Raw genomic sequence first — 12742 nt, forward strand, 5'->3', positions numbered from 1 at the left:
GGCCTACTCGGTGATGAGGCCCTGGTCCGAGCCGTGTCGCCGGCTCAGCCGAGCAGGGACTCCAGCTCCACGTGCTCCAGGCCGTGCGCCTCGGCGACCTCGCGGTAAGCGACCTTGCCGTCATGGGTGTTGAGGCCCTTGGCGAGCGCGGGGTCGCGGCGCAGCGCCTCGACCCAGCCGCGGTTGGCCAGCTCGACGATGTACGGCAGCGTGGCGTTGGTCAGCGCGTAGGTGGACGTGTTGGGCACGGCGCCGGGCATGTTGGCGACGCAGTAGAAGACCGACTCGTGGACCTTGAAGGTCGGCTCGGCGTGCGTGGTGGGGCGGGAGTCCTCGAAGCAGCCGCCCTGGTCGATCGCGATGTCGACAAGGACACTTCCCGCCTTCATCCGGGAGACCAGCTCGTTGGTGACCAGCTTCGGGGCCTTGGCACCCGGGATGAGGACGGCGCCGATCACGAGGTCGGCCTCGAGGCAGGCCTTCTCGAGTTCGAAGGCGTTGGAGACGACGGTCTGGATCTTCGTGCCGAAGACCTTGTCCGCCTCCTTGAGCTTGTTGATGTCCCGGTCGAGCAGGGTCACGTGGAAGCCCATGCCGATGGCGATCTGCGCGGCGTTCCAGCCGGAGACACCGCCGCCGATGACGACGGCCTTGCCCGCCGGCACACCCGGGACGCCGCCGGGCAGCACACCGCGGCCGCCGCCCGCGCGCATCAGGTGGTAGGCGCCGACCTGCGGGGCGAGCCGGCCGGCGACCTCGGACATCGGGGCGAGCAGCGGCAGCGCGCGGCTCGGCAGCTCGACGGTCTCGTAGGCGATCGCCGTCGTGCCGGACTCCAGCAGAGCGTCCGTGCACTCCTTGGAGGCGGCCAGGTGCAGGTAGGTGAAGAGCGTCTGGTCCTTGCGGAGGCGGTGGTACTCCTCGGCGATGGGCTCCTTGACCTTCAGCAGCAGGTCGGCGGTGGCCCACACCTCGTCGGCGGTGTCGAGGATCTGCGCGCCGGCGGCCAGGTACTCGGCGTCCGGGATCGAGGAGCCGACGCCGGCGCCGCGCTCGATGACGACCTGGTGGCCGCCTCGCACCAGCTCGTGCACGCCGGCGGGGGTGATGGCCACCCGGAACTCGTTGTTCTTGACCTCGCGGGGGATGCCGACCTTCACGTCGATCACGGTCCTTGGCTCAGAGGGGGTAGTACGCGACATACCCGGATGTTCAGGGCACACCGGGAGACACCGCAGGAGAACGTGCGGCAGAGCCAGTCTAATGAAGGCGTTCCCGCTGTCTAGCCTTTCATTGCATCAATCTTCAGCGGATGCACTACGGATTTCGCAGGCGTTAGCGTCTTGTTCCATGGCTGGATCTCGCGTATCGCCCTCCTGCATCTCTTCCCCCAGCATGCGCTCCGCCGCCTTGCGGTGCAGCAGAGCGGCCGTGGAGTCACCGAGGTGGTCCAGGGTGTCGGCGAGCCGCAGGTGCAGCGCGGCCTGCAGTCGTACGTCCTCCGCGCGGCGCGCCCACTCGACGGCTTCCTGGCAGGTGCGCAGCGACTCCTCGGGCCGCCCCGCGTACTCCTGGACCCGCGCCAGTTCGCTCAACGCCCGCGCGTGGGCGGCCACATCGCCCAGCTTGCGGTACCCGGCCATCGCGGCGCGCCAGTGCCGCTGCGCCTCGCCGTAGCGGCCCGCGTAGGTGTGTGCGGTGGCGATACGGCCGTACAGCCGGGCGGCCTCCGCGCGCTCGTCGCGGGCCAGGCGCTCGGCGAGGGCCCGGCCGAACCAGTCGGCGGCCCGGTCGTGGTCGCCGAGCTCCTGGTGCGCGCCGCCTACGGATTCCATCGCGCGTCCGGTCGCATACGGGTCGTTCGCCCGGCGTCCGGCGTCCAGGGCGGCCCGGTAGCGGGTCAGCGCGTCGGCCGTGCGGCCGGTCTGGGCGTCCAGGTCGCCGAGATTCAGCAGCGCGGCGGCCTGCTCGCGGGGCAGGTCCTGGCGCTCGGCCACATCGAGGACGAGGCCGTGGATGCCGTACAGGTCGGGCGCCGCCGCCTGCATGCCGAAGTGGGCCACCATCGCCCGCACCAGCTGGGACATCAGACGCCTGGCCAGCGTGTCCAGCTCCCCGTCGGCGACCGCCAGCCGGGCGGCGGCGAGCAGGGCGGGCTTGCGGATGCGCAGCCAGTCGGCGGCCGCGCGAGGACTGGGGAAGCGCAGGGAGCGCGGCATGCCGAGCAGCTTCTCGCGGGCCTGCGGGCTGTCGGTCTCGGTGATGGCCCGGCACGACTGCAGCAGCCGGACCGTCCGCTCCAGCATCCGGGCGCGGGCCAGCTGCAGCTCGGCCGGGCGGTCCTGAGCCTCGATGCGATCGCGCAGCAAGGGGTGCAGACAACCCGGAATCTCGTACTGCGGCAGCGGCGAGTCCACCGCCCGCAGCAGACCGACGGCGACGAGGTCGTCCAGGGTGGTGCGGGCGCCGCTGACCGAGCAGCCGGCGAGCGCGGAGGCGGTGTGCGGGTCGACGTACTCGGTGGGGGCCAGGGTGAGCAGTCGCAGTATCCGGGCGGCGGAGCCCGGCAGGGACGCGTACACGAGCCGGAAGACCCGGCCGAGCGGGGCCCCCTCGTCGCCCTCGGCGCGCAGCTGCTTGGCGAGGTCGGCGACGGCCGCCTTGGGGCGGGCTGCGAGCCAGCCCCCGGCCAGCGTCAGCGCGGTCGGCTGGGCCTGGCACTCCTCGACGAGCCCTTCGGCCGCCCGCGGGTCGACGGTGATCCGGACGGAGCCGGTGAGCCGGGACAGCAGTTCGACGGCGGACTTGGTGTCGAGGCCGCCGAGGGTGCAGGGGCGGACGTCCGAGATCCCGGTCAGCGGGCCCTGGGAGACGGCGACGACCAGGCAGTCCGGGGTGTCCGGCAGCAAGGCGTCGACCTGCCCGGCGTCGGCCGCGTCGTCCAGCAGAAGCAGGGCCCGGCGGTCGGTCAGGGCCTCGCGGAGAGCCGCCGCGAGGTCGTCCTCGGCGGCGCCGGGCGGGGTCGGCAGGTCCAGGGCGGACAGTAGTTCGCGGGCGGTGCGCTCGGTGGGGACGGGGGTGCCGTCGGGTTCGCTGAGCCGGGCCCGCAGTACCCCGTCGGGGTAACGCTCCGCGACCTGACGTACCAGCTCCTCGGCCAGCGCCGTACGGCCGGAGCCGGGTCTGCCCGCGATGAGGAGCACGCGCGCGCGTGGTGCCTTCCGGCCGGAGAGGGTGTCCAGCCCCGCACGCTCGATGTCGGCGCGCAGCTCCTTCAACTCCCGTGTGCGGCCCAGGAACTGGCTCTCCGCCGACGTGCGCCCCGACACCTGCACGCCGTCCGTGTCCACCGCCTGATCCGTCACGGGCCACACTCCCGTCCCACCGCACCGCACACATCCCGCCGGGACTCCGGTTCGGGCGCTTACAGAGCCTAGTTCACGCTCTGCGACGAACCGTGTGGAGCACGGCGGGGACGTCCCCCGATCGGATCAGGCGATCGTCACACCGGGGGACGCCGCAGGCGCCCTGTGCGTGTTCAGGACTCGAAGGGACGCGCGGGCCACGGCGCCTGCGCCGGGCGCAGCGCGTCGAGGCCGTCGCCCTGCCGGGCGGCGACGAGCGAGAGGACGCCCACGACGAGGCAGGTGTTGTGCAGCTCGCCGGCCAGCACGCCACGCACGAGCTCCTCGACCGGCACGCGCGCGAGCTCCATGTCGGCCTCCTCGTCCTCGACCTCGAAGCGCTCTCCGTCGGCGTCGGACAGGCCCCGGGCCAGGAAGATCCGCACGGCCTCGTCGCAGCCGCCGGGCGTGGTGTAGACGTCGGTCAGCACCCGCCAGTCCTCGGCCTTGACGTGCGCTTCCTCGTAGAGCTCGCGCTGGGCGGCGTGCAGCGGGTTCTCGCCCGGGACGTCGAGCAGCCCGGCCGGGATCTCCCAGAGCTTGTGGCGCACGGGGTGGCGGTACTGGCGCAGGACGAGCACGCGGCCGGCCTCGTCGAGGGCGAGGACCGCCACCGAGCCCGGGTGCACCTGGTAGTCGCGGCGTACGACGGTGCCGTCGGGCATGACCACGTCGTCGGTGCGGACGGAGGTCTTGTTGCCCACGAAGGGGGTGTCAGTGGCCCGGATCTCCCACTCCTCCGGGGTGTCCTTGATCGTCATGCCCTGTCCTTCCACGTGCAAAGAATCCCCGTACAAGAGAAACCGGGGTGCTCACCTTTTGAAGGTATGCACCCCGGCCACCGTACAACTGGTGTGTTACTTCGAATTCTTCCGCTCGACCGCGGCCTTCACGAGCCCGGCGAAGAGCGGGTGCGGCCGGGTCGGCCGCGAGCGCAGCTCCGGGTGCGCCTGGGTGGCGACCAGGTAGGGGTGGATCTCGCGCGGGTACTCCACGTACTCGACGAGCTTGCCGTCCGGCGAGGTGCCCGAGAAGAGGATGCCCGCCTTCTTCTCCAGCTCGGAGCGGTAGGCGTTGTTCACCTCGTAGCGGTGCCGGTGCCGCTCCTCGACGTACTCCTTGCCGTCGTACACCTCACGCACGATGGAGCCCTCGGCAAGCTTGGCCGGGTACATGCCCAGGCGCATCGTGCCGCCCATGTCGCCCTCGCCCGCGACGATGTCGAGCTGTTCGGCCATGGTGGAGATGACGGGGTGGGCCGTCGCCGCGTCGAACTCCGTCGAGTTCGCGTCGGCGATGCCGACGAGGTTGCGGGCCGCCTCGATCACGATGCACTGCAGGCCGAGGCAGAGGCCGAGCAGCGGGATCTTGTTCTCGCGGGCGTACTGGATGGCGCCGACCTTGCCGGAGACGCCGCGGTCGCCGAAGCCGCCGGGGATGCAGATCGCGTCCACGTCGGAGAGCTGCTCGGCGGCGCCGGCCGGCGTCCTGCAGTCGTCGGAGGCGACCCACTTGATCTTGACGCGGGTCTTGTTGGCGAAGCCGCCCGCGCGCAGCGCCTCGGTGACCGAGAGGTAGGCGTCGGGCAGGTCGATGTACTTGCCGACGAGGGCGAGGTTGATCTCGTGCTCGGGGCGGTGGACGCGGTCGAGCAGGTCGTCCCAGGTCGTCCAGTCCACATCGCGGAACGGCAGGTCGAGGCGGCGGACGGCGTAGGCGTCCAGGCCCTCGGAGTGCACGACCTTGGGGATGTCGTAGATGGAGGGCGCGTCCGGGCAGGCGACGACCGCGGCCTCGTCGACGTCGCACATCAGCGAGATCTTCCGCTTGATCGCGGTCGGCACTTCGCGGTCGCAGCGCAGCACGATGGCGTCCGGCTGGATACCGATGTTGCGCAGGGCCGCAACCGAGTGCTGGGTCGGCTTCGTCTTCAGCTCTCCCGAGGGGCCGATGTACGGCAGGAGCGAGATGTGCACGACGAAGACGTTGTCGCGGCCGACCTCATGCCGGACCTGGCGGACGGTCTCCAGGAACGGCAGCGACTCGATGTCGCCGACCGTGCCGCCGACCTCGGTGATGACGACGTCCACGTCCTCGGCGGCCATGCGGCGGATGCGGTTCTTGATCTCGTTGGTGATGTGCGGGATGACCTGGACGGTGTCGCCCAGGTACTCGCCGCGGCGCTCCTTGGCGATCACCGTCGAGTAGACCTGACCCGTGGTGACGTTGGCGGAGCCGTCCAGGTCGCGGTCGAGGAAGCGCTCGTAGTGGCCGATGTCCAGATCGGTCTCGGCGCCGTCGTTGGTGACGAACACCTCACCGTGCTGGAAGGGGTTCATCGTGCCCGGGTCGACGTTGATGTACGGGTCGAGCTTCTGCATCACGACGCGCAGGCCCCGCGCCTTGAGCAGCATGCCCAGGCTGGAGGCGGTCAGGCCCTTGCCGAGCGAGGAGGCGACACCCCCGGTGACGAAGATGTGCTTGGTCGTCGTGGCTGTGCTGTTTCGAAAAGCAGCGGGCGGCATGGCCAAGAGGAGGCTCCCGTGGTCGCGTTCTGGAGTGCGGTGCGGCTGTCCGGCCCGGAGATCCCGGGTTTTCTGGAGGAGCCGTCGCTGCGGTTCGGGGGTTTCTTGCCCACCGGTCCACGGGCTACCAGGGTATCAGCGCCACGGCCCGATGGCGCCCGGCCACGCTCCGCGCACAGTCCGCCACGGACATGCACTGCTCACCCTTTTCTCACCCGGCGCTCACTCGTTCGGCGCACGCGCGTTGCCCGGAGCGGCACGCAGATCATCTACGTGCGTCGTATCCTGCTCGGACACTCGCTGCCGAGCCCGCCGGCACCACGGCACCACCCCCGTCCGTACGCACCGGAACAACAAGAGCTCGTCAGTTCGTTGAGCGACGACGGTCGTTTTGCCTCTCGGCAGGGCGACGGTTTTACTTCACAGTTCAACGACGCATTACAACAACCCCCTGACCGCTTTAGCGCAAGCCCCCTGTGGGGCTACGTGGCCGTTCGACTGGAGTTGCACGTGGCCGGGCGTATCGAGGACTACGCACTCATCGGAGACATGCAGACCGCTGCCCTGGTCTGCCGGGACGGCACAGTCGACTGGCTGTGCCTGCCCCGCTTCGACTCGCATGCCATCTTCGCCGGTCTGCTGGGCACCGAAGAGCACGGGTTCTGGCGGATCGGCCCTGCGCACGCGGCCGACGCCGAACCCCCGACGGCGGCCCGGCGCGGCTACCGCGGCGACTCGCTGATCCTCGAGTCGGAGTGGGACACCCCGCGCGGCACGGTCCGCGTGATCGACTTCATGCCCCCCAGGGACGGCGCGCCACAGCTGATCCGGATCGTGGAGGGCGTCTCGGGCCGGGTACCGATGCGCTCGGCGCTGCGGATGCGGTTCTCCTACGGCCGGATCGTCCCGTGGGTGCACAAGCACGACGGGCGCACGGTCGCGGTCGCGGGGCCGGACTCTGTGTGGTTCGACACATCTGCCGAGACGTACGGCAGGGCGCTGACGACGTACGCCGACTTCACGGTCGCGCCGGGCGACCGGATCGCGTTCACCATCTCGTGGCAGGCCTCGCACCGCGAGCCCCCGCCGCTGCCGGAGCCGGAGCAGTCGCTGGAGGCGACGGAGGACTTCTGGCGCGAGTGGGTGGAGCACTGTACGTACCACGGCCCGTACCGCGAGGCGGTGGTCCGCTCGCTGATCACGCTGAAGGCCCTGACCGGCATCGTCGCGGCGCCCACGACCTCGCTGCCGGAGGAGATCGGCGGCGTACGCAACTGGGACTACCGCTACACCTGGCTGCGGGACGCCGCGATCACCCTGTCCTCGCTGCTGCGCACCGGCTACCGCGAGGAGGCCCGCGCCTGGCGCGAGTGGCTGCTGCGCGCGGTCGCCGGCGACCCCGAGAACCTGCAGATCATGTACGGCATCGCCGGCGAGCGCGAGCTGGGCGAGGCAGAGCTGGACTGGCTGCCCGGCTACGAGAACTCCGCCCCGGTACGGGTCGGCAACGGCGCCGCACACCAGCTCCAGCTCGACGTGTACGGCGAGGTCACCGAGGCCCTGCACCTGGCGCACATGACGGGCCTGGCCCGCAGCGACTACGCCTCGCTGCTCCAGCTGAAGCTGATCCGCTACCTGGAGGACCACTGGCAGGAGCCGGACGAGGGCATCTGGGAGGTGCGCGGCCCGCGCCGCCACTTCGTGCACTCCAAGGTCATGGCGTGGGTCGCCGTCGACCGCACGATCAAACTGCTGGAGTCCGGCGACGCCGACGGCCCGCTGGAGCGCTGGCGCGAGCTGCGTGACGACATCCACCGGGACGTGTGCGAGAAGGGCTACGACAAGGAGCGCAACACCTTCACGCAGTCGTACGGCTCGCAGGAGCTGGACGCCTCGCTGCTGCTGATCCCGCAGATGGGCTTCCTGCCGCCGGACGACAAGCGCGTGATCGGCACCATCGAGGCCATCCAGCGCGAACTGTCCACGCCGGACGGCTTCATCCTGCGCTACCCGACGCAGGGCGAGGACGCGGGCGTCGACGGTCTCCCCGGCGACGAGGGCGCCTTCCTGGCCTGCTCGTTCTGGATGGCGGACGACCTGGCGATGATCGGCCGAGTCGACGAGGCCCGCAAGCTGTTCGAGAAGCTGCTCTCCCTGCGCAACGACCTCGGACTGCTCGCCGAGGAGTGGGACCCGCGCCTGCAGCGCCAGGTCGGCAACTTCCCGCAGGCCTTCAGCCACGTCCCGCTCATCGACACGGCACTGCGCCTGACGGCCTCGGGGGCATACGGAGGCTGAGGCCACGGCTGGAAGGCCGGAAAGGACCGACGGGCCGCCCCGGCCTAGGCTGGAAGCGCATGCGCCCTTCGCCGGAAGGGGGCGGCCATGTCCTCCAAGGCGCACACGCTCCTCGCCGCGCTCCGCGACGATCTCGACGGCAATGTGTTCGCCCCGTGGGATCCGGGCTACGACGATGCCCGGTCGGTGTTCAACGCGATGATCGACCGCCGACCGGCCGTGATCGCGCAGTGCGCGCACGAGGCCGATGTCGTGCGGGCCGTGCGCTTCGGACGCGACCTGGACCTGAACATCGCGGTGCGCGGCGGCGGTCACAGCGTCGCGGGGATGGGGACGAACGACTCCGGACTGGTCGTCGACCTGCGCCGGATGCATCACGTCACCGTCGATCCCGCAGCCGAGGCGGTCCGGATCGGCGGCGGCGCCACGATGCGCGACCTGGACCGCGCGACGCAGCCGTACGGCCTGGCGACGACAGGCGGACGGGCTTCGACGACAGGCGTCGGCGGCTTCGTCCTCGGCGGCGGCAGCGGCTGGCTGGAGCGCTCCTGCGGCCTGGCTGTCGACAACCTGCTCGGCGTCGAGCTGGTCACCGCGGACGGCGAGCAGGTCCACGCCAACGCCGACGAGAACCCGGACCTGTTCTGGGCCCTGCACGGCGGCGGCGGCAACTTCGGCATCGCCACGGCCCTCACCCTGAAGCTGTACGAGGTACCCGAGTTCTCCATCGCCCAGGTGCTGTACCTCCCGGAGTTCGGCCCCGAGGCGGTCCGCACCTACCGCGACATCATCGAGTCCGGCCCCCTGGAGGCGGGCGGCGCCGTCATCCACCTCACCGGCCCGCCCACGGACTTCGTACCGCCACGGCTGGTCGGCAGCCTGCTGTGCTGTGTGCTGCTGGCGTACGCGGGCGCCGAGGAGGACCTGCGCAAGGTGGCCGAGCCACTGCTGGCGCTGCCGCACGAGGCGGAGCTCGTCACCGCGATCCCGTACGCCGACCTCCAGTGCATGATCGACGATCCGCCCGGCCTGCGGAACCACTGGTCGGCGGAGTATCTGACCGGCGCGCCCGACGCGTTCGTGGACGTCTTCTGCGCCCGCGCAGACTCCCTGCCCGTGCCGACCGGCACCAAGCACATGCTGTTCCCGCTGGGCGGCGCGGTCGCCGACGGTCCGGCCGACCACCCGGTGCCGTACCGGGACGCGCCCTGGGCCGTGCATCCCTTCGCCATCTGGGCGGACCCGGCGGACGACGAGCGGTGCATGCGGTGGGTCCGCGACGTCCGTGCCGACGTCCGGCCGTGGAGCACCGGAGCGGTCTGCCTCAACTTCATCGGCGATGAGGGCACGGACCGCGTACGGGCCGGACTGGGCGCCGAGAACATCCGGCGCCTGGGCGAACTGAAGCGGCGCCACGACCCGGACAACGTCTTCCGCTTCAACCACAACATCAAGCCCCTGTAGGCCGGTTCCGAGGTGATCGTTCCCGCAACCGCTCGGAGATGTCGCCGGAGCGTTCGCGCAGGTAGCGTCCGCTGCATGGACAGCCGCACGGACCAGCGATTCGACAGCCAGGGCGCCGGCATCACCGTTCAGCGGGCGCTGGAGCTGCCCGGGCTGCGCAGTGGGCTCCCCGAGGTGCTCGCGGGCGCCGACCGGCTGCAGCGGACCGTGCGCTGGGTGCACGCGGGCGAGGTGCCGAACATCGCCTCGCTGCTGAAGGGCGGCGAACTGCTGCTGACCACCGGCTACGGCCTGGGCACCCGGCCGGCCGACCAGCGGGCGTTCGTGCGCACCCTGGCCGAGCGGGGCATCGCGGCCCTGGTGGTCGAGCTGGGCCCGCGCTTCACCCGGCTGCCCGCCGCGCTGGTCGACACGGCGCGGGCGGCCGGGCTCCCGCTGGTCCAGCTGCACCGCGAGGTGCCGTTCGTGACGGTCACGGAGGAGATCCACACCGAGATCGTCAACGGCCACTACGCGCTGCTCCAGCAGGCGGAGGAGGTGCACCGGCGCTGCACCGAGGCCCTGCTGGGCGGCGGCGGAGTACCGCAGGTGCTCGGCATCCTGGCCGACTTCAGCAGCAACCCGGTCTTCCTGGAGACCTCCGACGGCCGCCTCCTGTACGCCGCCGGGGCCGGGCCCGAGGGTGCCGAACCGCTCCAGGTGTGGGAGGGGCTGCGCGGCCCGCACAAGGACGCGCCGCCGCCGGCCGGGTCGGTGCTCGTGGACGTGCCGGGGGGCGGTCCGGGGACGGGGTCGGTGCGGGCCCGTCTCGTGCTCCTGCCGGTCCGCGCGCCCCTGGCGCCGGTGCACCGGATCGCGGCCGAGCGGGCCGCCGGCATCCTCGCCGTGGTCCTGATGCAGGCCCGTCAGGAGGAGGAGCTGGCGGCGCGCGGGCGCGGCGACTTCCTCACCGACCTCGCCGAGGGCCGGATCACCCCGCAGGACGCCCCGGCGCAGGCCCGCGTCCTGGGCTTCAAGCCGGGCACCGGCCCGCTGCTGCCGGTGGTGATGCGGCTGGGTGACGCGCTGACACCGGACGGGGGGACCGCCAGTTCGAGCGGAGCCGAGAGTGGGGGAGGCTGGGCGGTGCTGGCCCGGGCGGTGGCGGAGGAGCTGGCCTCGGTGGGGGTTCCGGTACTGCTGGGCGTACGACCGGTCGAGGGCCGTGTCCCTTTGTTGCTCGGCCTGCGATCGGAGTCGGAGCGCTCCGCGGTCGCCGACCGGGTCGCGGCGGCGCTGCGGGCCGGGGTCGAGCGCGCGGGGATGCAGCGGCCGGGAGCCCAGCCGCCGGTCGTGGTCGTCGGGGTGGCCGGAGGCTGGGCGGCGGCGTCGGCAGGGCTGCGGCACGCGGCGGAGACGGCCACCGCGGCACAGGGGCTCACGGACCGTCCCTGGTACGACGCCCGGCGCCTGGACATCGACCTGCTGCTGTGGCGGCTGCGTGACCATCCCGACCTCGCGGCCTTCGTGGACCGCACGATCGGCCCGATCCGGGACCACGACCGCCGCTCCAGACCTCCGCTGCTGCCCACCCTGGAGACGTACCTGGCACATGCGGGCCGCAAAGCGGAGACGGCCCGCGAGCTGCACCTCAACCGCCAGACGCTCTACAACCGCCTCGCCCGGATCGGCGAGTTGCTGGGCACCGACCTCGACGACCCGCAGTCCGTACTGGCGTTGAGCCTGGCACTGCGGGCGCGTCGGCACGTGCCCTAGGCGAACGGCCTGGCCTGCGTCAACTCGTCGTAGATGCTGAGGACTTGGGCGACGGTCTCGTCCTCGGTCGGCCAGGTGGCCGCCTGCCGCAGGCCCATCTCCTTGAGCTGCTCCCGCCGTTCGGGGTCGGTGAGGAGCCGTACGACGGCGTCGGCGAACGCCTCCGCATCTCCCGACGGGACGAGTTCGGCGGCGTCTCCGACGAGTTCGGGGATGCCGCCGACCGAGGTGGCGACCAACGGTACGCGCGCGTGCAGGGCCTCCTGCGCGAGCACGGACCGGGACTCCCACCGGCTCGGCAGCAGGGCGAGGTCGGCGGACGCGAGCAGTTCGGCCACGTCGTCACGCCGCCCGATGAGCCGCACCGGCAACCCCTCTTCCTCGATCCGGCGCTGCAGCAGCGCACGCAACGGCCCCTCCCCCGCGATGACGACCAGCGGCACGGGATCGAGCCGACGCCAGGCGCGCGAGGCGTCCAGCAGGACGTCGTAGCCGCGCTGCGGGTCGAGGGAGCCGACGGCCATCAGCAACGGGCGTCCGGTGGCGCCGAGTTCGGCCCGGATCTTGGGGCGCAGCCGGTCGGGGTCGTCGCGCTCGACGGGCGTGCGCTGCCCGGGCAGGGCGACGGCGGCGAGCCGGGCGTCGCGGGCGCCCGCCCTGCGCGCCCGGTCGACGAGGTCCGAAGTGGTCCCGAGCACGACCGCGGCGGCCTTGACCACCCGGCGCTCCAGCAGACGCAGAAAGCGGGCGCGCGCCCCCTCGGCGTGGGCGCGGTTGTGCCAGGTGACGACCAGCGGGGTGCGCCGTCCGCCGAGGGCGAGCGCGGCTCGGAAGGAGGCGTGCAGTCCGTGCGCGTGCACCAGGTCGGCGCCCGTGCAGGCCGCCCGCAGCACGGCCACGGACGCGGGATCGCTGCTGCGCGGCACATGGACGTGCTCGGCTCCGGCGCCGGTGAAGTCGTAGGTGTGATCCGCATCGTGGGGGGCGCACACGGTGACCCCTACGCCCCGTGCGACGAGCCCCGCGGCAAGAGAGCGCACATGTGCGCTGCTGCCGGCGTTGCCTCCGCCCAGCACCTGCACGGTGCGCAGCGGCGACTGGCCGTGCGGTGAGGGGCTGCTCACGGGGGTCACGTGGCCGGGGGCTCCTGATTCGGCGTCGGACGGTCACGAAGCAACGTACAGAAGGATCGTGTGGAAGGGGTGTACCGCTCGGCTTCCTCGCGTACCCGCCCAAGCATGCCAGGACATACGGCCGTCAACGGCCCGTCGACCGTCTCGGCCGCAGACAACCTGG

General features: G+C 71.8%; 8 protein-coding genes. 3 read left to right on the forward strand and 5 right to left on the reverse strand.

From position 1 onward, the window contains the following. Positions 1-44: 44 nt before the first annotated feature. The 4 genes from ald to StrepF001_RS05420 form a co-directional block, all read right to left on the reverse strand. Positions 45-1169, reverse strand: a complete 1125-nt coding sequence (ald, locus tag StrepF001_RS05405) for an alanine dehydrogenase (RefSeq protein ID WP_129797101.1) — start codon at positions 1167-1169, stop codon at positions 45-47. Positions 1170-1298: 129 nt separating this feature from the next. Then, entirely contained in the window at positions 1299-3365 is a 2067-nt protein-coding gene (locus StrepF001_RS05410; protein WP_129797102.1) for a tetratricopeptide repeat protein, read from the reverse strand. A 173-nt stretch (positions 3366-3538) separates the two neighbouring features. Continuing rightward, positions 3539-4165, reverse strand: a complete 627-nt coding sequence (locus StrepF001_RS05415) for an NUDIX hydrolase (protein ID WP_129797103.1) — start codon at positions 4163-4165, stop codon at positions 3539-3541. A 96-nt stretch (positions 4166-4261) separates the two neighbouring features. After that, positions 4262-5929 carry a CTP synthase gene (locus StrepF001_RS05420; RefSeq protein WP_129797517.1) on the reverse strand — a complete coding sequence of 556 codons (1668 nt, stop codon included), beginning with the start codon at positions 5927-5929 and terminating at the stop codon, positions 4262-4264. A gap of 510 nt (positions 5930-6439) precedes the next feature. Here StrepF001_RS05420 and StrepF001_RS05425 point away from each other — a divergent pair. The 3 genes from StrepF001_RS05425 to StrepF001_RS05435 all read left to right on the forward strand — a co-directional run bounded on the left by StrepF001_RS05425 (position 6440) and on the right by StrepF001_RS05435 (position 11446). Further along, the gene (locus StrepF001_RS05425) at positions 6440-8227 is read left to right on the forward strand and encodes a glycoside hydrolase family 15 protein (RefSeq protein ID WP_129797104.1); all 1788 of its coding nucleotides are present in this window, start codon (positions 6440-6442) and stop codon (positions 8225-8227) included. An 87-nt stretch (positions 8228-8314) separates the two neighbouring features. Next, the gene (locus StrepF001_RS05430) at positions 8315-9691 is read left to right on the forward strand and encodes an FAD-binding oxidoreductase (protein ID WP_129797105.1); all 1377 of its coding nucleotides are present in this window, start codon (positions 8315-8317) and stop codon (positions 9689-9691) included. A 75-nt stretch (positions 9692-9766) separates the two neighbouring features. Next, positions 9767-11446 carry a PucR family transcriptional regulator gene (locus StrepF001_RS05435; protein WP_129797106.1) on the forward strand — a complete coding sequence of 560 codons (1680 nt, stop codon included), beginning with the start codon at positions 9767-9769 and terminating at the stop codon, positions 11444-11446. On the opposite strand, the gene StrepF001_RS05440 is transcribed toward StrepF001_RS05435, so the two are convergent. Further along, on the reverse strand, positions 11443-12579 hold the full coding sequence (locus StrepF001_RS05440; protein ID WP_129797107.1) for a glycosyltransferase family 4 protein: 1137 nt from the start codon (positions 12577-12579) through the stop codon (positions 11443-11445). The genes StrepF001_RS05435 and StrepF001_RS05440 overlap by 4 nt on opposite strands. Positions 12580-12742 lie beyond the last annotated feature (163 nt).

Origin of the sequence: Streptomyces sp. F001 (assembly GCF_004187715.1) — a bacterium.
Lineage (GTDB): Bacteria > Actinomycetota > Actinomycetes > Streptomycetales > Streptomycetaceae > Streptomyces > Streptomyces flavusporus.